The sequence below is a fragment of the Polaromonas sp. P1_E1_2 genome, from assembly GCF_056406035.1.
Map to the genome: position 1 here is coordinate 1 of NZ_JBFUAZ010000010.1, position 23,146 is coordinate 23,146.

At 62.3% G+C, this 23,146-nt stretch carries 24 protein-coding genes and 1 pseudogene; 7 read left to right on the top strand and 18 right to left on the bottom strand.

Annotated features, from left to right (window positions below; genetic code table 11):
• The 13 genes and pseudogenes from AC1D1P_RS01345 to AC1D1P_RS01405 all read right to left on the bottom strand — a co-directional run.
• A partial coding sequence (locus AC1D1P_RS01345; RefSeq protein WP_477671865.1) for a shikimate dehydrogenase family protein occupies window positions 1-392 on the bottom strand: 392 nt, incomplete at its 3' end.
• A gap of 98 nt (window positions 393-490) precedes the next feature.
• A complete protein-coding gene (locus tag AC1D1P_RS01350; protein ID WP_477670668.1) occupies window positions 491-1,279 on the bottom strand; it encodes an SDR family oxidoreductase in 789 nt (262 codons plus the stop codon).
• 21 nt (window positions 1,280-1,300) lie between these two features.
• Window positions 1,301-1,750, bottom strand: coding sequence for a type II 3-dehydroquinate dehydratase (gene aroQ / locus AC1D1P_RS01355; RefSeq protein ID WP_477647179.1), 450 nt, complete (start codon window positions 1,748-1,750; stop codon window positions 1,301-1,303).
• Between the two features lie 69 nt (window positions 1,751-1,819).
• Complete coding sequence (locus AC1D1P_RS01360) at window positions 1,820-2,872, bottom strand: Gfo/Idh/MocA family protein (protein WP_477671866.1); 1,053 nt, start codon at window positions 2,870-2,872, stop codon at window positions 1,820-1,822.
• Window positions 2,873-2,944: 72 nt separating this feature from the next.
• A complete protein-coding gene (locus AC1D1P_RS01365; protein ID WP_477671867.1) occupies window positions 2,945-3,952 on the bottom strand; it encodes a TRAP transporter substrate-binding protein in 1,008 nt (335 codons plus the stop codon).
• Between the two features lie 99 nt (window positions 3,953-4,051).
• On the bottom strand, window positions 4,052-5,335 hold the full coding sequence (locus AC1D1P_RS01370; protein ID WP_457282361.1) for a TRAP transporter large permease subunit: 1,284 nt from the start codon (window positions 5,333-5,335) through the stop codon (window positions 4,052-4,054).
• Window positions 5,332-5,862 (bottom strand): TRAP transporter small permease, encoded by a 531-nt coding sequence (locus AC1D1P_RS01375; RefSeq protein ID WP_477671868.1) that lies wholly within the window; start codon window positions 5,860-5,862, stop codon window positions 5,332-5,334. The genes AC1D1P_RS01370 and AC1D1P_RS01375 overlap by 4 nt, the downstream gene beginning before the upstream one ends.
• A 152-nt stretch (window positions 5,863-6,014) precedes the next feature.
• The gene (locus AC1D1P_RS01380; protein WP_477670673.1) at window positions 6,015-6,713 is read right to left on the bottom strand and encodes a TetR/AcrR family transcriptional regulator; all 699 of its coding nucleotides are present in this window, start codon (window positions 6,711-6,713) and stop codon (window positions 6,015-6,017) included.
• Between the two features lie 32 nt (window positions 6,714-6,745).
• Window positions 6,746-7,567, bottom strand: a complete 822-nt coding sequence (aroE, locus tag AC1D1P_RS01385; protein WP_477671869.1) for a shikimate dehydrogenase — start codon at window positions 7,565-7,567, stop codon at window positions 6,746-6,748.
• Window positions 7,564-8,787 carry a CaiB/BaiF CoA transferase family protein gene (locus AC1D1P_RS01390; protein ID WP_477671870.1) on the bottom strand — a complete coding sequence of 408 codons (1,224 nt, stop codon included), beginning with the start codon at window positions 8,785-8,787 and terminating at the stop codon, window positions 7,564-7,566. The genes aroE and AC1D1P_RS01390 overlap by 4 nt, the downstream gene beginning before the upstream one ends.
• Before the next feature lie 58 nt (window positions 8,788-8,845).
• Complete coding sequence (locus tag AC1D1P_RS01395) at window positions 8,846-9,328, bottom strand: MaoC family dehydratase (RefSeq protein WP_477671871.1); 483 nt, start codon at window positions 9,326-9,328, stop codon at window positions 8,846-8,848.
• A gap of 10 nt (window positions 9,329-9,338) precedes the next feature.
• Window positions 9,339-9,749, bottom strand: a complete 411-nt coding sequence (locus AC1D1P_RS01400; protein ID WP_477671878.1) for a VOC family protein — start codon at window positions 9,747-9,749, stop codon at window positions 9,339-9,341.
• A gap of 18 nt (window positions 9,750-9,767) precedes the next feature.
• A pseudogene (locus tag AC1D1P_RS01405) lies at window positions 9,768-10,709 on the bottom strand (ketopantoate reductase family protein); the annotation flags it as partial.
• Between the two features lie 101 nt (window positions 10,710-10,810).
• Between AC1D1P_RS01405 and AC1D1P_RS01410 the strand changes: the two are divergent.
• Window positions 10,811-11,743: a LysR family transcriptional regulator gene (locus tag AC1D1P_RS01410; protein ID WP_477671872.1), complete on the top strand. Its 933-nt coding sequence runs from the start codon at window positions 10,811-10,813 to the stop codon at window positions 11,741-11,743.
• Window positions 11,744-11,781: 38 nt separating this feature from the next.
• On the opposite strand, the gene AC1D1P_RS01415 is transcribed toward AC1D1P_RS01410, so the two are convergent.
• Both AC1D1P_RS01415 and AC1D1P_RS01420 read right to left on the bottom strand, forming a co-directional pair.
• Entirely contained in the window at window positions 11,782-12,993 is a 1,212-nt protein-coding gene (locus tag AC1D1P_RS01415) for a CaiB/BaiF CoA transferase family protein (protein ID WP_477671873.1), read from the bottom strand.
• On the bottom strand, window positions 12,986-13,927 hold the full coding sequence (locus tag AC1D1P_RS01420) for a hydroxymethylglutaryl-CoA lyase (protein WP_477671874.1): 942 nt from the start codon (window positions 13,925-13,927) through the stop codon (window positions 12,986-12,988). Before AC1D1P_RS01420 ends, AC1D1P_RS01415 begins: the two co-directional genes overlap by 8 nt.
• Before the next feature lie 110 nt (window positions 13,928-14,037).
• Between AC1D1P_RS01420 and AC1D1P_RS01425 the strand changes: the two genes are divergently transcribed.
• Entirely contained in the window at window positions 14,038-14,766 is a 729-nt protein-coding gene (locus tag AC1D1P_RS01425) for an IclR family transcriptional regulator (RefSeq protein ID WP_477671875.1), read from the top strand.
• A gap of 33 nt (window positions 14,767-14,799) precedes the next feature.
• Here AC1D1P_RS01425 and AC1D1P_RS01430 read toward each other — a convergent pair whose 3' ends face one another.
• Together AC1D1P_RS01430 and AC1D1P_RS01435 are read right to left on the bottom strand one after the other, a co-directional pair.
• Entirely contained in the window at window positions 14,800-15,726 is a 927-nt protein-coding gene (locus AC1D1P_RS01430; RefSeq protein WP_477671876.1) for an aldose 1-epimerase, read from the bottom strand.
• A 49-nt stretch (window positions 15,727-15,775) separates the two neighbouring features.
• Window positions 15,776-16,690 carry an SMP-30/gluconolactonase/LRE family protein gene (locus AC1D1P_RS01435; protein WP_477671879.1) on the bottom strand — a complete coding sequence of 305 codons (915 nt, stop codon included), beginning with the start codon at window positions 16,688-16,690 and terminating at the stop codon, window positions 15,776-15,778.
• 170 nt (window positions 16,691-16,860) lie between these two features.
• Here AC1D1P_RS01435 and AC1D1P_RS01440 point away from each other — a divergent pair, with 170 nt between their 5' ends.
• Entirely contained in the window at window positions 16,861-17,646 is a 786-nt protein-coding gene (locus tag AC1D1P_RS01440) for an SDR family NAD(P)-dependent oxidoreductase (RefSeq protein ID WP_477671877.1), read from the top strand.
• A gap of 177 nt (window positions 17,647-17,823) precedes the next feature.
• Here AC1D1P_RS01440 and AC1D1P_RS01445 read toward each other — a convergent pair whose 3' ends face one another.
• Window positions 17,824-18,783: a LysR family transcriptional regulator gene (locus tag AC1D1P_RS01445; protein ID WP_477670682.1), complete on the bottom strand. Its 960-nt coding sequence runs from the start codon at window positions 18,781-18,783 to the stop codon at window positions 17,824-17,826.
• Window positions 18,784-18,893: 110 nt separating this feature from the next.
• Between AC1D1P_RS01445 and AC1D1P_RS01450 the strand changes: the two genes are divergently transcribed.
• The 4 genes from AC1D1P_RS01450 to AC1D1P_RS01465 all read left to right on the top strand — a co-directional run.
• Window positions 18,894-20,345: an aldehyde dehydrogenase family protein gene (locus AC1D1P_RS01450; RefSeq protein WP_477670683.1), complete on the top strand. Its 1,452-nt coding sequence runs from the start codon at window positions 18,894-18,896 to the stop codon at window positions 20,343-20,345.
• Window positions 20,346-20,398: 53 nt separating this feature from the next.
• On the top strand, window positions 20,399-21,364 hold the full coding sequence (locus AC1D1P_RS01455; protein WP_477670684.1) for an ABC transporter substrate-binding protein: 966 nt from the start codon (window positions 20,399-20,401) through the stop codon (window positions 21,362-21,364).
• 65 nt (window positions 21,365-21,429) lie between these two features.
• The gene (gene chvE, locus AC1D1P_RS01460; RefSeq protein ID WP_457282346.1) at window positions 21,430-22,500 is read left to right on the top strand and encodes a multiple monosaccharide ABC transporter substrate-binding protein; all 1,071 of its coding nucleotides are present in this window, start codon (window positions 21,430-21,432) and stop codon (window positions 22,498-22,500) included.
• Between the two features lie 129 nt (window positions 22,501-22,629).
• Window positions 22,630-23,146: ATP-binding cassette domain-containing protein (locus AC1D1P_RS01465; RefSeq protein ID WP_477671880.1), on the top strand; the 517-nt coding region annotated here is incomplete at its 3' end.

A 23,146-nucleotide genomic window follows, 5' to 3' on the forward strand; every position in this document is an offset into this window, starting at 1 on the left:
ACGACCAGGGCACGTTTGCCGCGCGGATCAAAGCCCTTGCGCTGCACACCGCGCACAAAGCCCTCCCCATCGAACATGTCGCCCACGAGCTTGCCGTTCGCGTCGCGCTTGACGGCATTGCAGGCGCCGGCGATGCGTACCGTGGGTGTGGCTTCGTCCAGCAAATCGACTGTCGTGACCTTGTGCGGCATGGTGATCAGCGCGCCGCGGAAATTCTCCAGGCAAGATACCGACCGCAGAAAGGCCGGGTAGTCTTCGGCCTTGCAACCCATGGGCACGACCACCGCGTTCACTCCCGCCTGTTCAAAGTAGGGGTTGTAGATCATCGGCGCCTTGAAGGAATGCGTCGGGTAGCCGATGTGGGCGATGAGTTCGGTATGGCCGTTGATCATGGAGATTCCAGAAATTTGCAGTTAAAACCGCTGTTGAAAATAACGCCGAATAATCAGTGCTGACGGTCATTCGCCGGCAACAAAGACGCTTTTGACGATCAATACAGGCCAGGGGTGCCACCGCCGTCCACAGCGATGGCCGTRCCTTGAATGTGGCGGGCACTCTCCGAACACAGGAATATCGCAAGTGCGGCGACATCCTCGGGCGTACCCAACCGGCTGAGTCCCTCGCGTGCGATTTGCGCTTGTCGTTCTTCTTCGACGGGTTTTCCACTTGCGGCTGCACGCTGCTGAAACAGCTGCGCTACACGGCCTGTTTCAGTCAAGCCCGGAAGAATGGCGTTGACATTGACGCCGTCCCGCTTTCCAAGACCGGACAGGCCCTTGGTGAAGTTGTGCATCGCAGCGTTGACCGACCCACCGATCAGGAAGCCCGGGTCGGGCGTACGGGCAGCGCCGCCAATGATGTTGACAACGTGCCCACCCGCAGTTTTCAGCATCGGCCAGAACAGGCGGCACAGGTTCACACAGCCGAAGAACTTCAATGCAAAGCCGTCATGCCATGCGTCCTCCGGAAGGTCCAGAAACGCACCGGCGCGCGTGGCACCCGCGGAATTGACCAACACGTCACAGCGCCCAAATCTTTCGGACACCAGGGTGAATACCGCTTTGCAACCTTCTTCGCCTCGAAGATCCGCAGCGCATATCTCAGGGCGGATTGCTCCGGTACTGGCAATCGCATCCGCGGCAGTCTTCAGGTTCTCAATGGACGATGCGGCCAAAACGGTCTGCGCACCGCGTGCAGCAAACGCAGCGGCGATGCCATGGCCAATGCCCCGGCTGGCGCCACTTATGACGATGACTTTTCCAGCGAACTCCTGTGACATGGCCGCTCTCTTTCTGATGATTTACGAAACCCTTGCGGCATTGATCGCCGAAACAGCGGCGCGCAAAGCCAGCAGGTAGCTGTCAGCGCCAAAGCCGCAGATCTGCCCCTTGACGATTTCGGCGAACACCGACACATGGCGGAAAGGCTCACGGGCGTGGATGTTCGACATGTGAAGCTCGACAACCGGCACGGTGAGGATGGCCAGCGCGTCGCGGATGCCGTAGCTGTAATGCGTCCAGGCGCCGGCGTTGATCAGCACGGCGTCGACCTTGTCGGTGAATGCCTGGTGAATCCGTTCGCACATGTCGCATTCGCTGTTGGTCTGGAAATGTTCCACCTCGGCGCCGAGCTCCCGGCCCAAAGCCTGCAGGCTGGTGTTGATTTCGTCCAGCGTGATGGTGCCGTACTGCGCCGGGTCGCGTTTGCCGAACATGTTGTGGTTGATGCCGTGAAGCATGAGCACTTTCATGGTGATTTCTTTCCTGGTGGTTGACGTTGTTTGTGGTGATTTGATTTGTATGTGGGAGGGTCGAGCTGCTTAAACAACGGGCAACTCGATCACCTGGCCGGTTTGGGCGGCCTGGGCGATGGCCTCGGTGACGCGCAGGTTCAGCAGGCCGTCGCGGGCACTGACCAGCGGCGGTGCTGCACCACGAATGACGGCGCCGAAGTGCTCCAGCTGGTGCTTGAGTGGATCGTCGCGCACCATGTCGGCCACGCTCTCGTCAAATGGCTTCCACCAGGAACGATCTTCCGGCCTGGGGTAGGTTTTCAGGCGCATGGTCGGAACCGACAGGCTTCCGTTGGTGCCGGAAATGACGTAACAGTCTTCGTCGCCATAGCTTGGGTAGGCCTTGTTTTCCTGGGAGGTTTGCTCCCAGCTGCGCGCGCAGGCGGCGGTGTCCGACAACATGAAGCTGCCCAGCGCGCCGCTGGCAAAACGCAGATTGATGGCCACCGTATCTTCCACTGGAAAGCCGCGCGTCGCGTTCGAGGAGAAAGCCTGCACCGCCACAATGTCACCGCACAGCATGCGCAGGTTATGCACCTCATGGATCATGTTCAGCAAAATGGGGCCGCCGCCGACTTCGCGGCGCCAGGGTGCATCGTCGTAGTAGCGGTCAGGCTTGAAGAATGTGGCACTGCCCATCACCGCGACCAGCTTGCCGAGCTGGCCCGAGTCCACGATTTCTTTCGCCTTGGCCATGATGGGGCTGTGCGCGCGATGGTGGCCGATCAGTACCTTGGCGCCCGTTTCAGCGACCGCCTTGACCAGCTGTTCGCCTTCGGCCAGCGTGGGTGCGATGGGTTTTTCCAGCAGGATGGGAACGCCCGCCTTGATGCACTGCAGGGCCTGCGGCACGTGCAGCTGGTTCGGCGTCGCAAGGATCACGCCGTCGGGCCGGTCTCTGGTGAACAGCTCGTCCAGCGATTGGTAGAGGGGCACACCCGCCTTGGCGGCGATGGCCTTTGCTGCCGGCGCGGGATCGACAATGGCCGAAAGAATGCAGGTAGGGCTCTCTTGAGCCACACCCATGTGGGCCAGGCCGATGTAACCGGCCCCTGCGACAGCAATGCGGATTTTGCTCATGAAGGAAAGATACCCGGAACCGGAATGAAAGAACAGGCCGGCCGGCGCGCCAGGCCGGCCGGGCGTGAAATCCTATTTGCGCAGTTTGGCAAGCTCTGCCTGCAGTGCGCCGACCACATCGGCACCCACGATGGCCGAGTGCTTCTCGATCACGGGCTTCATCTTCTCGCGGAATTTGGCCATTTCTGCGGGGCTGAACTCGCTGACCTGCATGCCGTTCTTCTTCAGGTTTTCGAGCGCAGTGCCGGACTGTTCACGCGAGGCCTTGCGCTGGTACACAGCAGCTTCGGCGGCCGCATCCGAGAAGATTTTTTTCTCATCATTGCTCAGGATGTCCCACAGCTTTTTGCTGACGATCACGGTTTGCGGGTTGTACTGGTGGTTGGTCACCGCCAGGTACTTTTGCACTTCGTAGAACTTGTTCGCGTTGATGACCGTGAACGGGTTTTCATGGCCGTCAATGGCTTTCTGTTCCATCGCGGCATAGACCTCGGGAAAAGCCATGGGCGTCGGGTTGGCGCCCAGGGCGGTCACCCAATCGATGTTGATGGCATTGGGAATCACGCGCAGTTTCAGGCCGGCAATGTCGTCCACCTTGGTGATGGGGCGCTTGCTGTTGGTGATGTTGCGAAAACCGAGTTCCCAGTAGGCCAGCCCATGGATGTTTTTGGCATCGAGCCTGGAGAGCATCATTTTCCCGAAGGGCCCGTCCACCACGGCATCGGCTTCCTGCGAGCTGGCAAACATGAACGGAAAATCAAAAACGGCAAATTCCTTGGCCTGGCTGGCCAGGATGCCGGAATTCATCACCACCATTTCCAGCGTGCCGCCTTGCAGCGCGGAGATGTTCGGCGCGTCACCGCCCAGCACACCGCCGGGGAAGAGGTTGACCTTGATCTTGCCGCCCGATTTCGCTGCCACGGTTTCAGCGAATTTTTTCATGCCCATCACAATCGGGTGGCCGTCCGGGTTTTGCGTAGCAAACTTGACGGTGCGTTCCTTGATGTCCTGGGCCGAGGCCATGCCGAAGGCCGCCAGGGCGACGGTGGCGAGGACGGATTTGATAAAGAGGCGTTTCATGGTTGTCTCCGGTTTTTTGAGGGGATGAGGTGTCACGGTACGCTTTGACGTGGCTGCCGGCCGTGGCGTACCCAGCACGCCCGGCAGCACGGAAAGTTGTCAGCCGCCGTAGAACCAGCGCGCCGGGATGATGACGATTTGCGGAAAAGCCACCATCAGGAACATGATGGCGAACTGGGCCCACATGAAGGGCAACACGCCCTTGGTGACTTCGTCCATGCTCACCTTGCCCACCCCGGCCACCGTGTTCAGCACCGTGCCCACCGGCGGGGTGATCAGCCCGATGGCGTTGTTGATGATGAACAGCACGCCAAAGTACACCGGGTCGATGCCGGCGGCCTTGACGACCGGCATGAGCACCGGCGTCAGCAGCAAGATGGTGGGTGTCATGTCCAGCGCGGTTCCCACCACCATCACCAGCACCATGATGGCCAGCATCAGCAACTTCGGGCTGTCCAGAAGCGGCTGCAACAGGGCAACCACCTGGCCCGGTATCTGCGCCACCGTGATCAGCCAGGCCGACACCATGGCCGCAGCCACCAGGAACATCACGATCGCGCTGGTCTTGGCGGCGCCCACGAACAGCGGGTAGAGCTTCCTGAGCGTGAGTTCCTTGTAGACGAGTACGGAAACCAGCGTTGCGTACACCGCGGCAACCACGGCGGCCTCGGTCGGCGTGAAGATGCCGAACTTCAGGCCGAACACCACAATCAGCGGCAGCACCAGCGCCCAGGTCGACTCCTTCAACGCCACCAGGACTTCTGCACGGCTCTTGCGCGGCGGGGCCTTCACCACTTCCTTGCGCACCAGCCACCACCAGGTGAGCCACAGCGACAACCCCAGCAAGAGACCTGGAAAGATGCCGGCCAGGAACAATTTGGAAATTGACACATTGGCTGCCACACCGAAGATGACAAAGGCAATCGAAGGCGGGATGACCGGCGCGATGATGCCCGCCGATGCAATCAGCCCTGCAGAGCGCGCCTTGTCATGGCCGGCGGCCACCATCATGGGCAGTAAAAGCGACGCCAGCGCAGCCGCATCGGCCACTGCAGAGCCCGACAGCGCCGCCATGATGACTGCCGCCACGATCGTGACATAGCCCAGACCGCCCTTGATGTGGCCGACCAGGGCCATGGCGAGGTTGACGATGCGGCGCGACAGGCCGCCCGCGTTCATGACTTCTCCGGCGAGCATGAAAAAGGGCACGGCCAGCAGCGGAAAGCTGTCGGCGCCGTTCACGACGTTCTGTGCCAGGATCTGCGCGTCGAACATGTCGAGATGCCACATCAATGCAGCACCACACAGCAGCAGGGAGAACGCGATCGGGATGCCCAGCGCCATGGCGGCAAGCAGCGATCCGAGGAATATAGCGATGGTCATGCCGGACCTCCTTCGTGCGGTTGGTCTTCGGATTCCCTGATCATCATCAGCTCGCCGTCCCCGGTCTTGCCGCTGAGCAGCCGGACCAGGTCGCGCAGCAGCAACAGGCCGCCGAGCAYGGCGAACACCATGCCCGAGCCATAGAACCAGCTCATGGAAACCTCCATCACGGCACTGGTGGTGGTCCAGTTGATCTTGACCTGCTCCCACGCACCGCGGAACATCAACCAGCAGGCAAAAAGCATGAGCAGATAGCTGATGCCGAGGCATATTTTTTTGCCCCTGGGCCCCAGCCGCCCCACCAGCATGTCGGTGCCCAGATGCCCGCGCTCGTTGATTGCCACCACGGCACCGAGAAAGGTCAGCCAGACGAACAGCCAGCGAGACAGCTCCTCTGACAGATTGATGCCCGAGTTGAAGCCATAGCGCAACACCACGTTGCCGAACACCAGCACCACCATCAGTGCCAGGAACAGCGCAATCACGCCATCCAGTACCCGGCAAAACCGGTTTATCCATTTGTCCATGTTGTCTCCTTTTTATGCGTGGCCGCGCGCGCGGCCGTCCAGCGCCAAGCCTGTTGAGGATTGCCTTAACCCATAATGTACGAACTAGTTAGTTTTAAACGAATCGGTAGAAACCCGACATGCCCCGCCCCTGGCCGGCGGCGATCCGGAACTTATTTGCGCACGAAGCGCACGATCATTTCGATGATGCTGTCGCGCCGCGCCGTCATGGCGCGTCCCGACTGCGTGTCGCTCTTGAAGATCAGCCCGAAGGTGTGCTGGTTGGACACATTGAAAAATGTCAGCGCAGAAATCGACGCATGGATGTCGATCGGGTCCAGGCCGGTGCGAAATATGCCCGCCGCCACGCCGCGCTCGTAAAGCTTGCGGATGGCATCGATGGCCGGCACATTGAGTTGCTGGATGATTTTGCTTTGCGCCAGGTAGCTGCCGCGCTCCATGTTCTCGGACATCACCAGCCGGATATAGCCCGGGTTGCTGTGGTGATGGTCGAAGGTAAATCCCACCAGGCGGCGCAGCGCATCTTCCGGCAGCAGGTCTTCCAGGTGCAGTTCCGCCTCGATGCTGCGCATGCGCCGGTACGACTCCTCCAGCACGGCGAGGTACAGCCCCTCCTTGCTGCCGAAGTAGTAATAGATCATGCGCTTGCTGGTCCGGGTGGCCGCCGCGATCTCGTCGATGCGTGCGCCGCTCAGGCCCTTCTCGGCGAATTCGGCTGTAGCCACTTCGAGGATCCCGGCCATCGTGCGTGCCGGGTCGTTGGTGCGCGTGGCCGTCTGCACAACCGGGGCCTTCCTTTTGCGCGCACGCACCTTGGCCGAAGCTGCCTGCGAATGTACTGTTTCGTCCATTCGCGCAGTATAGGGGGCAGGCTGAGCTCATGTCATACCAGCGCAATGGTGATGCGTTCAATCGCGGCGCGTGTGTCGGGCCGCACGCCGCGCCACCATGCAAAGGCTTCGGCTGCCTGCTCCACCAGCATGCCCACGCCATCGGCCAGCCGCCGGGTTCCCGCGTTTTGCGCCAGGCGCAAAAACGGCGTGAGCCCTTTGCCGTACGCCAGTTCGTAGGCCAGGCAATCGGGAGCGAACACGCTCGCCGGCACCGGCGGCAGTTCGGCGCGCAGGCTTGCTGAGGTGGCATTGAACACCACGTCAAAGGTCTGCCCCGCCAGATCCGGATAGCCGCAGCCGCGGACGTTTGCCTGGGCCGCGCCCATGGCCTGTAGTTCATGTGCCCTGGCAACCGTGCGGTTGGCAATCACCAGTTCGACCGGGGCCTGCGCGAGAAACGGCAGCAACGCGCCCCGGGCCGCTCCGCCGGCGCCCAGCAGCAGCACGCGTTTGCCTTGCAGCTGGCAGCCCAGGTTGTGCGTGACGTCGCGCACCAGGCCAACGCCGTCGAAGTTTTCGGCAATCACGCGTGTGCCTTCAAACTTCATGGCATTGGCTGCCCCCGCGAGCTGCGCCCGCTCCGAGCGTTCGGTGGCATAGGCAAAGGCGTCGAGCTTGAAGGGCGCGGTAATGTTCATGCCTTTGCCGCCCAGAGCGCGGAAGGCATCCACGGCGCCGTTGAACCCGCCTGGCGGCCCTTCGATAGCCGTGTATTCCATGTCCTGCCTGCTAGCCTGCGCGAACATGCCGTGGATCAGCGGCGATTTGCTGAACCCTATCGGGTTACCGATGACGGCATAGCGGTCGGTCATGGCTGCACCTCTGCATACAGCACGCCGTCGCGCTCCATCGCGTCAATGTCGGCAGCGCTATAACCGACGCTCGCGGCGATCTCGCGGTTATGTTGGCCCATGCCGGGTGCAACGCAGGCAGGCGAGGTGTCGCACTCCGAAAACCTGAAAGGCAGGTTGGGCAGGCGTATTTTTCCCAGCACCGGGTGGTCTTGCTCAATCACCATGTTGCGTGCCTGAATTTGCGGGTCGTTCAGCACTTCCTCGATGTTCTGCACTTTGGCGCTGGGTACATCAATCGCGTCCAGCGCGGCCAGGCATTCGGCCACAGTGCGGCCCGCTACCCAGCCTTTCGCCAGGGCGAGTATTTCTGCACGGTTCTCATTGCGCCCCGCAGCGCTGTGAAAGCGCGCATCAAGCGCCAGTGCTTCACCGCCGATCAGCAGGGCAAAACGCTTCCAGGCGTCGTCGACCTGCGCGGCAATCACGAGGTAGCCGTCGCTGGCGGCAAACACGCCGTACAGCGTGCTTTGCGGCATGTCGTGGCCGGTTTGCTGCGGAATTTCCTTGCCGCCCGAGAGGGTGTAGCACTGCACCGCATAGTCGTGCATGGACACCAGGCAGTCGTACAGGGACAAGTCAATATGCTGGCCCCTGCCCGACTTGATGCGGCCCAGCAGTGCGGCACATACCGCCGCCACGCCGTGGATGCCGGTGTACATGTCACCCAGTGAAACGCGCAGCAGCGGCGGCACGCCGCCGGGCTCGCCGACCATCGCCATGATGCCGCTCTTGGCCTCGGCAATCAGGCCGAAGCCAGCACGGTGCGCGTCGGGGCCGGTATGGCCATAGGCGGAAATCGAGCAGTACACCAGGCCAGGGTTGCGCCCGGACAGCTCTTCGTAGCCCAGGCCGAGTTTTTTCAATGCGCCTGGGCGGTAGTTCTCGACGAACACATCAGCTGCGTCGGTGAGCTTGTGCATCATTTCCAGGCCGCGCGGGTCCTTGAGGTTGATGCACAAACCCTTCTTGCCCATGTTCTGCTGCAAAAAGTAGCCGCTTTGTCCCTTGATGAAGTAAGCGTGGGCGCGTCCCGCATCCCCCTCCTTGGGCCGCTCGACCTTGATGACGTCTGCGCCCATGGCTGCCAGGCAGCGCGACAAATAGGGCCCGGCCAGGAAATGGCTGTAATCGACGACGCGGATGCCCGCCAGCGGCAGCGCCTGTGTAGTTTTATCCATAAAAACCTGAGTTCGTCCTTGTATATCGGGCGCAAGCAGCTATGTTTTTAATAGCAAGTCATTCTTCAGACGATGACCGGCGCGGCACCATCAGGCGGTGCTCGCCCTTTTGCACCACCTGCCCGGCCTGGTTGATCAGCTCGGCCGGCAGCACCACGATGCCCCAGCCCGGCTTGCTTTTGGAAGGCCGCATGCTGGCCACACGAAACTTCACGTGCAGCGTGTCATTGACTTTGATGGGTAGCAGGAAGTCCCAGGTCCAACCCAGCGACATGCCGGGCAGGAAGCGGTATTCGCTCTGGGTTTTCAGACCGTCGGCAACCGACAGCCCCATCAGGCCGTGCGCAACGCGGCAACCGAAGTGCGAGGCATTGGCGTAGTCCTCATCCACATGCACCGGCGTGAAGTCGCCCGTGAGTTCGGCGTAGGCATCAATGCGCGCGGCGGTGAAGGTGTAGGACGGGCTGGTGCACTCGTCGCCGACCTTGGCGTCGTCCCAGTATTTTTCCGGCGTGGCGAACTGGATGTTGGGGTTGGGCATGAGGTGCCTTTCAGACTGTGGTGGCTCTGGGATTGACGGCCAATACAGCAGACACGCTGCCGGTGCTGGCCTGGATCAGCTCGACGGCCAGGCCATCGGGCAGCTGCAGCCAGTTGCGGTCCTGGGGCAGTTGCTTGACGCCCCATGCCTTCGCCTCGGTCAAGGCGGCCTCCAGGTCGTCAACCATGATGCCCAGATGCGCCAGCCAGCCAGCGTCGTTGGACGGCGGCGCGGCAAAGCCGGGCGTACTCATGAGCTGCAGGCCACCGATCGTCCAGTATTGGTGCGGTGCGTCGGCGGGTCCGTCGACCTCGCGCGCATCCATGCCCAGCACCTCCAGGAAGAAGTTGATGTGCCACCGGATGTCTTTGACGCGTACCGCAACGTGTTCTACATAGGATTTTTGTTTGTGAGGGGCCATGGTGTGCTCTTTTGAATCGCGTTGACGAGGCTGTGCGCGCTCAATACCCTTGATGCAGGCCACCAGGGCCTGGTTGACGGGCGTGGGTACGCCGCATTTCGCGCCCTGGTGCACCACCGCACCGTTCACAAAGTCGATCTCGGTGATTGAGCCCTTCTCCAGGCTTTGCAGCATCGAGGTCTTGAAGGCGTAGGGCAGGCCCTCGCCCGCCTTGACCCACGGCTGGCGCGGGTCGGTGGTGGCCAGCGTGATGCCGCTGGCTTTCGCCACCGCCATTGCTTCGGCCACGGCCGCAATGCCGCAGGCCTCAAGCTCGGGCACCTGGTACATCTCGCCATAGGGCAGGCGCGTGGCGGCGCTGACAGCGCCGGTGGCCACATTGACCAGCAGCTTGTCCCAGATGGTGCCGATGATGTTGCGGCTGACGGTGGTGTCGAGCCCGGCGGCGTTGAAGGCGGCGGCAATGCGCTGCACGCGCTCCGTGATGCGGCCGTCCAGTTCGCCCAGGTGGGTGTCCTTGCCGCGCGTTCCAATCAGCACATGCCCGGCGCCGAGCTGCGTGCCGCCCGCATAAGTTTTGCCGGCCAGCACACGCTCGCGGCCCACGATGCTGCCCAGGATGTCTTCGTGTCCCAGCCCGTTTTGCAGCGACAGAACGACCGTGTCCGGCCCAAGCAGCGACAAGGCTGCCTCCATGGCCGGGCGGGTGTCGAAGGACTTGACCAGCACGATCACCAGGTCCACCGCACCGGTGTCCATGGCCACGCCCGTGGCGGAGATCGCGGCATGCACCTGCACGCAACGGTCTATGCCGCCATCGCGCAGGATCAGCCCGCGGCTGTTCAGGGCCTCGACCTGCGCAGCATTGCGGTTGATGAGCCAGACCTCGTGGCCCGCCTCCGTCAGCACGCCGCCCAGTGCACTGCCCAGCGCGCCGGCCCCCAGAACACAAATCTTCACTGCACAACTCCTTCGTGATTCAGGAGCGAATTCTGGGTGGACCCACCCATGTCGTCCATGCAATGAAGGCAATACTAATCATTGCGTATAACAATAGAAGTATGGAAAAAGACCTGGATCTGCTGGACATCAAGCTGCTGCGGCTGCTGGACCAGCTCTACACCACCCGCAGCGTCACCCGGTCGGCCGAGGCCCTGGGGCAAAGCCAGCCCACGGTCAGCATCTGGCTGGCGCGCCTGCGCAAGCAGCTTGGCGACCCGCTGTTTGTGCGCACGGCCGAGGGGATGCTGCCCACGCCGCGCACCGATATGCTGATTGCCACGGTGCGCGAAGTGCTGGGCGGGTTGCAGCGGCTGGCCCAGTCAGAGGCTGCCTTTGAACCGTCTACGGCGCAGCGGCGCTTTCGCATCTGCATGACCGACGCCAGCCACGTCACGCTGTTGCCCCGGCTGCTGTCCCACGTGCGGGCGGTGGCGCCGGGCGTGGCGCTGGAAGCCGCGCGTATCGATGCCGGCCTGGCGCATGCCCTGCAAGCAGGCGAGGCCGATCTGGCTGTCGGCTTTCTGCCCTGGCTCGACACCGGCTTCTACCAGCAGACGCTGTACGGTCAGGACTGGATTTGCCTGGCCAATGCCCGGCATCCGCGGGTGGGCAGCGAATTGGGCGCCGACTGGAGCCTGTCGGTCTACCAGGCTGAGGCACATATCGGCATCAGCTCAGGCACGGGCTACCAGCTGCTGGACAGTGCCCTGGCGTCACAAAACATCTCACGCCGGGTGCTGCTGGAGCTGCCGGGCTTTCTGGGCCTCTCGGCCATTTTGTCCACCACCGACCTGATCGCCACGCTGCCGCGCCACATCGGCGAAACCCTGGCCCGCGCCGCCGGCCTCCAGGTGCTGCCCTGCCCGCTGGCGATTCCCGGATTTACCGTGAAGCAACACTGGCATGCCCGCTACCACCACGACCCGGCCTCCCGCTGGCTGCGCAGCGTGTGTGCCGAGTTGTTTATGAAAAGTGCCACCAGCCCTTTATAGCTGTGCGCGAGTAGCTACATTTTTTATAGCAACAAAACTCAGCGCGTCACCCGGTTGGCTTGCAGAGCCTGGATGGCGTCCTCGTCATAACCGAGCTCCTGCAGCAGTTCGCGCGTGTGCTCGCCCAGCCTGGGCGGGTTCAGGCGCACCCCGGSACGTTTGCCGCCCAGGGTCAGCGGCAGCAGCACGGTGGCGCTTTCCTGTCCCGCGCGGGCGCCGTCAGTCAAGGTGATGGGCGCCAGCCCGCCCGTGGCCTTGAGGTGCGGATCGTCAAACAAATCCTGCGGCCGGGTGATGGGCGCAAAGGGCAACGCATGCTTTTCAAACACAGCGCCCAGTTCGGAGGCGCTGTGCCCGGCCAGGTGCGAGCGCAGCAGGGGCATCAGCCACTCGCGCGCAAGTACGCGCTCGTTGTTGGTCAGCAGCCGCGGGTCGGCCCGCAGCTCTTGCAGCCCAAAGGCCTCACAGAAAACGGCCCACTGCGTGTCGCTGACCACGGCCAGGAAAATCTGCTCGCCGTCCCTGACCGTGAACACGTCGTAGATCGCCCAGGCCGAAATGCGACTGGGCATGGGTGCGGCAGGCTGGCCGGTCACGGCAAACTGCATCATGTGCTGGGCCACCAGAAAGACATTGTTTTCAAACAGCGCGGCCTGCACCTCTTGGCCCTTGCCCGTCTTCTCGCGTGCGGCCAGTGCGGCCATGGCACCTATGGCGCCGAACATGCCACCCATGATGTCGTTGACGCTGCTGCCGGCACGCAGCGGGTCGCCAGCGCGGCCCGTCATGTAGGCCAGGCCACCCATCATCTGCACCACTTCGTCGAGGGCGGTGCGGTGGTCGTAGGGCCCCGGCAGAAAGCCTTTATGGCTGACATAGATCAAGCGCTCGTTGAGCTGCGAAAGACTGGCGTAATCCAGGCCAAGCTTCTTCATGGTGCCGGGCTTGAAGTTCTCGCTGACGATGTCGGCCGTGGCAACCAGCTTGAGCACCAGCTCGCGGCCCTCGGGTGTCTGCAGGTCGACGGCGATGCTTTTTTTGTTGCGGTTGAACAGGGGGAAAAATCCCGCACCGGAGCCGAGCAGCTTGCGGGTGTTGTCTCCCATGATCGGCTCGACCTTGATGACTTCGGCTCCCAGGTCGGCCAGCAGCATGCCGCAGGTCGGGCCCATGACCATATGGGTGAATTCGACGACTCGCAGGCCTGCATAGGGCAGGCCTTGTTCGCCGGATACGCTGGCTTCAGCCATGCAAACGTCCTTGTACAAAGTCTTTGGGGAGGCCCGCTTCGGGCGTCATGCCATAAAGCGGTTCGCCCGGCAATCCGGCCTTGAGCGGCTCGCGCGCAGCCATCAGTTTTGCAAGGTCCACACCCGTGGAAATGCCCATGGCTTCAAACATGAAAACCAGGTCTTCAGTGACCACATTGCCCGACGCGCCCKGTGCATAGGGGCAGCCGCCCAGGCCGCCCAGCGAAGCATCGAAGGTGCGCACGCCCTCTTCATACGCAGCCAGGCAGTTGGCCAGGCCCAGGCCACGCGTGTTGTGCATATGCGCAGCGCCTGCCTTGTTGCCAAGCTCGGCGCGCAGGCGCCTGAAGAGGCGGCGCACCTGCGCGGGGTTGGCATAACCGACCGTGTCYGACAAACCCGACTCATCAGCACCGGCAGCGACGCATTGGGCGGCCAGCCGGATCACATCGTCTTCAGGCACTACGCCCTGCAGCGTGCAGCCGAACGCTGTCGAGATGGCGGCCTCCAGCTTGACCTGCGGTGCAAGCTCACGGCGCAGGCCGGCAATGGCCCGCACTTCTTCGACCATCTCTTCGCGCGTCTTGCGCACATTGGCCAGCGAATGCGCCGCGCTGGCCGACACCGGCATGGTCAGCTTGTGCACGCCGGCCTGCAGTGCTGCTTCAGCGCCGCGGCGGTTGGGTACCAGGGCCATCACGGTGAGGCCGGGCAGGGTGAGCGCATGCCGCACGACCTCGGCCACGTCGGCCATTTGCGGCAGCAGTCTGGCGGGAACAAACGAACCCACTTCAATCTCGCGAAGGCCGGCCGCATGCAGGGCGGTGATCCAGCGCAGCTTGTCGGCGGTTGCCATGGTGCGGGAAACACTTTGAAGGCCGTCGCGCGGGCCGACTTCACTGATCAGCACCTGGCTGGGCTGGGTGGTTTGCATCGTTTCCGGTATTCTGTAAGATAGAACTATATTCTTTCTGATGGAATGATGAAGCAGGTTGCAAGCACTGTCAAGCAGGCAACCGGCACGAAAGCCCAGGAGATCGAGCCATGCCGCGCAAAGCCCAGACCGAATCCGTTGCAGACGCCCATGCCGCTCCCGGCGGTGCCGCGGCAGTGGACCGCGCCCTGTCGCTGCTGTCGGCCTTCAGGGCGGGCGACATCTCACTGGGCCTGGGAGAGTTGGCGGAGCGCACGCAGCTTTACAAGAGCACGGTGCTGCGGCTGCTGGCTTCGCTGGAGCATGCGAGGCTGGTCCAGAAACTCGGCGACGGCCGCTACGCACTGGGCGCCGAGGTGGCGCGCCTGCACGGTGTTTACGCCGCCTCGTTTTCGCTGGACCGCGTGGTGCTGCCGGTGCTGCGTGAACYGGTGGCAGCCACTGGCGAGAGCGCGGCCTACCATGTGCGCCAGGGGGAGGCCCGCCTGTGCCTGTACCGCGTGGACTCGCCGCATCCGATCCGCGACCACATCAAGGCCGGCGACCTGCTACCCGCCGACCGCGGCACAGGTGCTCGCATTTTGATAGCGTTTGGCGCAGAACGGGTAAGGGCTGGTGGCTCAAAAGACCGTCAGCTGTACGCCAGAATCCGCGAACAGGGTTACTACACGGCCGTGGGTGACCGCCTGGCCGAGGTAGCAGGCATTTCAGCGCCGGTGTTTGGGGCTGGCGGCGCACTGGCAGGCGCGCTGACGCTGACCATGCCCGACACCCGTTACAGAGAACGCCACGTCAAACCGGTACTCGAAGCAGCCCGCCGCCTGACTGGCCTGGTTTAAGCATCTGTTCGCGGTCTAAGCCTGTATTGCCGTTCAGCCCTGCGCGGCGGTGGATTCGATGCGCCACTGGATGTTGAGCGAGAACTGCTCCCCGGGCCCCAGCTCGCGCAGGCCTGGCTGCCCCGGCAGATGAAAGGCGTCGATGGGCTGCGTGATGGGCTCAAAACAAAACGCGGGGCCTTGCGGCGGCCGGTAAACCAGGCAGAAGTGCTGTGCAGCACCGCCGTCGCGCGCGAAGTCCGGCATGCTGGCCGTGACCTGCAGGCCCAGCTCGGGCCATGCGATGCTGGCCTTGCCACCCCAGCCTGTGTAGCCGTTGTCGATGAGCGGGCCGTTGGCTGGCGCACCTTCGTTCAGGTTCCAGCTTGCCGGAAAGTCGGTCGTGTGCGCAACCGGCAGCGGATCGTCACCGCAGAGCCAGAGGCCCTCTACCTGCGCGGTAATCCGTGTTTGCGGGGTGCGGGGAAACCAGGGATGCACGCCCAAACCATACGGCAGCGGCTTGACGCCCAGGTGACGCACCTGCAGCTTCTGGTTCAGCCCACCATCAACCAGCCGGAAGGTCTGCACGGCTTCGTAGTCATAGGGGTTGCCGTCGAACCCATACGACACCAGCGTCATCACCAGGGTGTCGGCAGCCGGCTGCGAAACCTGCCATGGCTGCAACCAGCCGTCGCCATGAATGGGATAGGGCTCCCCCGCGCGATTCGGGCGCATGGCGTGAAATTGCCCCTCATGCGTGAAGCCGCCACCGCTGATGCGGTTGGACCACGGCACCATGGCAAACGAAGCGGTCTGGTAGAGATCGTCCGTTTTGCCGTCCCAAGGCCGCCAGAGGTCCAGCGGCCCTTGCGGACGGTCAAGCTGCCAGGCAGCCACACTGCCGCCGAGCGAGGGAACCAGTCCCAGGCGTTGGCCGGCGTGGCGCAGCCAGACTACAGGATGTGCGGAATCGGTCATTGAAGATCTTTCACGGTGAGGGCAGGTAGATGGTGTTTTGTTCGTGATATCAGGCGCCGAACAAACCGGCAGGCAGACCCGGACTGTCAATCGCCACCGCGAACAGGCCGCCGGCCAGCGGCTGGTCTGCGAGCTGCGCGGGCGTCAGCCCGGTGCGTGCCGTGCTGATGAAAAGCGTGCGCATGTCCGGCCCGCCAAAGGCGCAGTTGGTCACATGGCTTGTCGGCAGCGGCACGCGGCACAGCTCCTGTGCAGTGACCGGGTCATGGCAGCTGATGCAGGCACCGCCCCAATGGGCAATCCACAGGCGGCCGGCGGCGTCGGTGGTCATGCCGTCGGGTACGCCGTCGCCGGCCGCAAAAGCCAGCCACAGGCGCTTGCCGCCTGACAAGGTTCCCGCCGCGCTGTCGAAGTCATACGCATGGATGCGGCCATTGACGGTATCGTTGAAATACAGGGTGCGACCGTCGGCGGACCAGGTGGGGCCGTTGGTCACCGCAAAACCTTCTTCATGGCGCGTGCAGCGGCCATCAGGGTCATAGCGATACAGCGCGCCGGTGGGGGCCACGCAGTCAAAGTCCATCGTCCCCGCCCAAAAGCGGCCTTGCGCATCGCACTTGCCATCGTTGAAGCGATTGCCCGGCAACGTAGCCTCGGGTTGGTGCAGGTAGTGTGGTTCGCCGCCCAAAGCGGGGTCAAACAGCGCGAAGCCGCGCCGCAGGGTCACGATCAGACCGGGCGCATGCGCCCGCTCGGCCAGCGCGGAAATTTCCTCGTCAAAGGCCCAGCTGCTGCGCGCGCCGGTGGCGGGGTGAAAGCGGTGCAGGCGGCAGCCAAGAATGTCCACCCAATACAGGGATTGCTCCCGCGGCGACCACAAGGTACCCTCACCCAGCAGGGCGCCCGCCGGATGGACGCAATGCACCTTGCCGGGGACCAACATGGCCGGCCGCTGCTGATGCATGCCCGCGGGTGTGTCTGGAATCAATGTCACTAATGTCTCCGTATTGCGGGGCTGTGCGGTGGCCTCTTGACGCGGTGGATGATATCAATGCATAGTGATGTTGGAAACTTATTCTTTTTATATTAATTGATACACAACTTGCAATGTCAAACATTTCCAGCTCTGCCCCCATGCGTGCCGCTCCCGCAAGCGAGACCCTCTCCGTCTTTCCCAGCCTGAACAAGCGGTCGGTATTTGTCACCGGCGGAGGCAGCGGCATAGGCGCCGCCATCGTGACAGCCTTTGCGCAGCAGGGCGCGCGCGTTGCCTTCATCGATGTCGCGAAGGAGGCCAGTGAAGCGCTTGCGCAGGAGCTGGCAGATGCGGGGCACGCCCGCCCATGGTGGCGCGCCTGCGATGTGCGGGACGTGGCCGCGCTGCAGTCGGCAATCACCGACGCAGCAAGCACGCTGGGCGACTTTTCGGTGCTGGTCAACAATGTTGCCAGCGATGACCGCCACAGCCTGGAGTCTGTAACGCCCGCCTACTACGACGACCGCATCGCGATCAATGAACGGCCCGCCTTCTTTGCAATCCAGTCGGTGGTGCCGGGCATGCAGCGCCTCGGCGCCGGCTCCATCATCAACCTGGGCTCCACCGGCTGGCAAGGCAAGGGCGCAGGCTACCCTTGTTATGCCATCGCCAAATCTTCGGTGAACGGCCTGACGCGCGGCCTCGCGAAAACGCTGGGCCGGGACCGCATCCGCATCAACACCGTGTCGCCGGGCTGGGTCATGACCGAGCGGCAGATCAAGCTCTGGCTGGATGCCGAAGGCGAGAAGGAACTCCAGCGCAACCAATGCCTGCCCGACAAGCTGCTGCCCCACGACATCGCGCGCATGGTGCTGTTCCTGGCATCCGATGACGCCGCCATGTGCACAGCGCAGGAGTTCACGGTGGATGCCGGCTGGGTTTAACAATCCCCCCGGGGCGCCTTCGGCGCCCCGTACCGCCGCCAGACGCGACGGCTCTTCGGAGCCGTCCAAGCCTGCGCGGGCAGGCTTGGAGCCGCGGCTCTCAGCCCCTCAGGGGGCGACACTGGCGGCCCGGCAAAGCCGGTTCCGCGGTGTCCTTGGCCTGAGTCGCGAAGACTTTTAGTCCATCTCCAGCCTGCGGCCATAGAGTGTCAGGCTCGCTGTCTTCAGCGCTTTCATCATGACCTTGGCGGCTGGCGATGGCAGCCGGTCGGTGCGGGTAATGATGCCGAAGGCGTCCATGTGACAGGGCATGTCCAGCGGCAGTACCGAGACGATACCGTGCGCGGCGTAATACCGCGCCACATCGGCCGCGACCACGGCCACCATGTCGCTTTGCTGCAGCATGCGCGTGATGAAAAGCAGGGCTGAAGACTCCACCACGTTGATGGGTGGAGCAAGCCCATCCTCGCGGAACATCAGCTCGAACCGGTGCCGCAGGACGCTGCCCGCGGGCGGCACAATCCAGGCGGCGGCCACCACGTCGCGCAGGGTGAGGCCAGACACACCCAGCAGTGGATGTCCCGGCCTCGCCATGGCGCACACCGGCTCCTCGACCAGGGGCTCATAGCGCAAATTGGTCTTGTCGTGTTCGGCAAAGAGGCGTGCCACCAGGATGTCGAGCTTGCCCTGCTCCAGCCGCTCCAGCAGCACCGGGCTGGTTTCGATATCCAGCGAAATGCGCAGGCTCGGGTGCTCCTGTTTGACCACGGCCACCGCAGACGGCAACAAGGCCAGGCCCGGCGACGTGATGGCGCCGATGCCGACCTGGCCGAAGTGGCCGGTTTTGAGTGCGGTCAGCTCGTCATGTGCCTGGTTCAGGCTGGCCAGTGCCATGCGCGCATGCCGGATCATGGTTTCGCCATACCAGGTTGGCCGCATGCCCCGGGGCAAGCGCTCAAAAAGCTGTACCTCCAGAACATCTTCCAGATCCTTGAGCAACTTGGACGCCGCCGGCTGGGTCATGCTGAGAACCTGCGCTGCGCGATGAATATTGCCTTCTTCGGCCAGTGCAACCAGTAACAGCAATTGCCTTGTTTTGAGCCGTGCGCGTATGAACCAGTGGTTGTAGGTGCTCATCGGGTTTTCCAGAATGCGTAGAACGATATCTATTTTGTCAAAAAAACGATTGGATTGATATCAAAATTAATTCTAGACTGCAGCGCTATGAAGACGAGGCTCTCACTCTCATGAAATTTGGCGAACTGCAACAAAACGCCCGGCACTATATCAATGGGCGCTGGGAAACCGGCACTACCACGGGCACCAGCACCAACCCCTCGGATACCCGGGAGGTGGTCAGCGAGTACGCACGTGCCGACCGCAACCAGACCGAACTTGCGATCCGGGCCGCAGCCGAGGCATTGCCGCACTGGAGTCACAGCACGCCGCAACGCCGGGCTGATGTACTTGACCAGATCGGCAGCGAGATCCTGGCGCGAAAAGATGAGCTGGGCATGCTGCTGTCACGGGAAGAAGGAAAAACCTTGCCCGAAGGCGTGGGCGAAGCGGCACGGGCCGGCCAGATATTCAAGTTTTTCGCAGGCGAAGCATTGCGTGTTCAGGGGGAGACCATGGCATCGGTCCGGCCCGGCATTCAGGTCGACGTGACGCGTGAACCTGTCGGCGTGGTGGGAATCATCGCGCCATGGAATTTCCCGCTGGCGATTCCGGCCTGGAAAATCGCGCCGGCACTGGCCTATGGGAACACGGTGATTTTCAAACCGGCCGAGCTGGTGCCCACCTGCGGTTGGGCTCTGGCCGAAATCATCAGCCGCTGCGGGCTGCCTGCGGGCGTCTTCAACCTTGTCATGGGAAGCGGCCGGGAAGTCGGGCARACGCTGGTCGACCATCCCCTGGTCAATGCGCTGAGTTTCACGGGCTCGGTGACAACCGGCGAACGCATCCTTCAGTCGGCTTCCGCGCGCCGCGCCAAGGTGCAGCTTGAAATGGGTGGCAAAAATCCGCTGGTGATACTGGCTGATGCCGATCTTGACCAGGCCGTCGAATGCGCCGTGCAAGGCTCGTACTTTTCGACCGGCCAGCGCTGCACCGCGTCAAGCAGGCTCATCGTGGAAGCGCCCGTACACGATGCATTCGTTGCGCGCCTGCGCCACCGCATTGCCGGGCTCAAGGTGGGCCACGCGCTGGAGCGGGGTATCGAAATGGGCCCGGTGGTTGATCGCAGCCAGCTCGAACAGAACCAGTCGTATCTGGACATAGGGCGCAACGAAGGTGCCGAGCATGTCTGGGGCGGCGAATTGCTGGAGCGCCCGACACCGGGGCATTACATGAATCCGGCGCTCTTCCTGGCCCGGCCGGAACACCGCATTGCGCGCGAAGAGATTTTTGGGCCGATAGCATGTGTGTTGCAGGCCGATGACTTTGAACACGCGCTGGCCCTGGCCAACGACACACCCTTCGGCCTCTGTGCAGGCATCTGCACGACTTCCCTCAAGCACGCCATGCATTTCAAGCGTCATGCAGAAGTCGGCATGACCATGGTGAACCTGCCTACTGCGGGTGTCGACTTCCACGTTCCGTTCGGCGGGCGCAAGGGGTCGAGTTACGGCTCACGCGAACAAGGCCGCTACGCTGCCGAGTTCTACACCACCGTCAAGACCGGTTACGTGCTAGCCTGAGCCATTGAAGATCACCAGAGAGCTTTCAGTTCCATTTCAACCAAGGAGACAAAATGAAGATCCATCGCCGCACCCTCACTGTCGCACTCGCCTGCGCCCCCCTTGCCGGCCTGTTGCCGGTTTCAGCATGGGCACAAAAGCCCATCGTGCTGGGCTTTAGCCAGGTCGGCGCGGAGAGCGAATGGCGCACCGCCAATACCGAATCCATCAAATCGGCCGCCAAGGACGCCGGCATCGAACTCAAATTCTCCGATGCCCAGCAGAAGCAGGAAAACCAGATCAAGGCGATCCGCTCCTTCATTGCCCAAAAGGTTGACGTGATCGCGTTCTCGCCCGTGGTCGAGTCGGGCTGGGAAACCGTTTTGCGTGAAGCCAAGGCCGCCAAAATTCCGGTGGTGCTGACTGACCGCTCCGTGAACGTCAAAGACACCTCGCTGTATGTTTCCTTCATGGGCTCGGACTTTGTGGAGGAAGGCCGCAAGGCAGGCCGCTGGCTTGTCGAAAAAATGAAGGGCACAAGCGGCCAGGTCAACATCGTTGAGTTGCAGGGAACCGTGGGTTCCGCGCCGGCGATTGACCGCAAAAAAGGATTTGAAGAAATCATCAAGGCCGACCCGAAGTTCAAGATCATTCGCTCGCAGACGGGTGATTTCACCCGGGCCAAGGGCAAGGAGGTGATGGAAGCCTTCCTCAAGGCCGAAGGCAAGAAGATCAATGTGCTTTTCGCGCACAACGACGACATGGCTATCGGTGCGATCCAGGCGATTGAAGAGGCTGGCATGAAGCCGGCAAAGGACATCACCATCATCTCGATCGATGCCGTCAAGGGCGCTTTCGAAGCCATGATGGCCGGCAAGCTCAATGTCTCCGTGGAGTGCAGCCCCTTGCTGGGCCCGCAGCTGATGGCGGCAGTCAAGGACATCAAGGCCGGCAAGTCCGTTCAGAAACGTATCGTTACCGAAGAGGGTATTTTTCCGATGGAAGTAGCCGCCAAGGAATTCCCCAAGCGTAAATACTGATCAGCATCCGGGCCGGCGCCCCGATACTGGGGCGCTCTTTCAAACCTCCAGAAGGAAACTATTTCATGAAACGTACATTTCTCCAGACCCTGCTCGCCGGCCTCGTGCTGGGAACCCTCGGTATTGCACCGTCAGTCCAGGCGCAAGACAAAGGCAGCATCGGCATTTCGATGCCCACCAAATCCTCTGCCCGCTGGATCGCCGACGGCGACAACATGGTCAAGGTGCTCAAGGAGCGCGGCTACAAAACCGACCTGCAATATGCTGATGACGACATCCCGAACCAGCTTGCCCAGATCGAGAACATGATCACCAAGGGCGCGAAGGTGCTGGTGATCGCCTCCATCGACGGCACCACACTGTCCAAGGCGTTGCAGAACGCGGCCGACAAGGGTGTCAAGGTCATCGCCTATGACCGTCTGATCAAGGGTTCGAAGAACGTGGATTACTACGCCACCTTCGACAACTTCCAGGTTGGCGTGCTGCAGGCCACTTCCATCGTCGACAAGCTGGGCCTGAAGCAGGGCAAGGGCCCTTTCAACATTGAACTCTTCGGCGGTTCCCCGGACGACAACAATGCATTTTTCTTCTACGACGGCGCCATGAGCGTGCTCAAGCCCTACATCGACAGCGGCAAGCTGGTGGTGCGCAGCAAGCAGATGGGTATGAACAAGGTTGGCACGCTGCGCTGGGACGGTGCGGTCGCCCAGGCACGCATGGACAACCTGCTCTCGGCCTACTACGGCAAGGAAAAGGTCCACGCGGTCCTGTCGCCATATGACGGCCTGTCCATCGGCATTTTGTCCTCGCTCAAAGGCGTCGGCTACTGCACGGCGCAGCAGCCTTGCCCGGTGGTCAGTGGGCAGGACGCCGAAATTCCTTCGGTGAAGTCCATCCTGAAAGGCGAGCAGTACTCGACGGTCTTCAAGGACACGCGCGAGCTGGCCAAGGTAACGGCCAACATGGTGGACGCCACCCTCTCGGGCAAGCAGCCCGAGATCAATGACACCAAGACCTACAACAACGGCGTGAAAGTGGTGCCCTCTTACCTGCTCAAGCCGGTGGCTGTGGATGCCTCTAACTGGAACCAGGTTCTGATTGGCAGCGGTTACTACAAAGAGTCACAAATCAAGTAACCCCGGCTGAAGGGTGAAAGCACGACGGTCCCGTGCCGGGGAGGCGCGGGACTGTTTACGCCCATGGGTGTCAATCACCTGCGGAGCGATTTTTGTACCAAAGGACAGGCATTGGAAACGATTCTCGAGATGCGCGACATCCGCAAAACCTTCCCAGGGGTGGTCGCGCTGAACAAGGTCAACCTGCGCGTGCGCGCGGGTGAGATTCATGCCATCGTCGGTGAAAACGGCGCCGGAAAATCGACCTTGATGAAAGTGCTCTCGGGGGTCTATCCGCACGGCTCCTACAGCGGGGACATCGTCTACGAAGGCCAGGAGCGCCAGTTCCTCGGCATCCACGACAGCGAGCAGCTGGGCGTCATCATCATCCACCAGGAGCTGGCGCTGGTGCCGCTGCTATCCATTGCCGAGAACATTTTCCTTGGCAACGAGACCGCACAGCGCGGCGTGATCGACTGGATGGCTGCGCATAGCAAGACACAGGCCCTGCTGAAAAAAGTGGGCCTCAAGGAATCACCCGCCACGCTGATCACGGACATCGGCGTGGGCAAGCAGCAACTGGTGGAAATTGCCAAGGCCCTGTCGAGGCAGGTCAAGTTGCTGATCCTCGATGAGCCGACGGCGAGCCTCAACGAAAACGACAGCC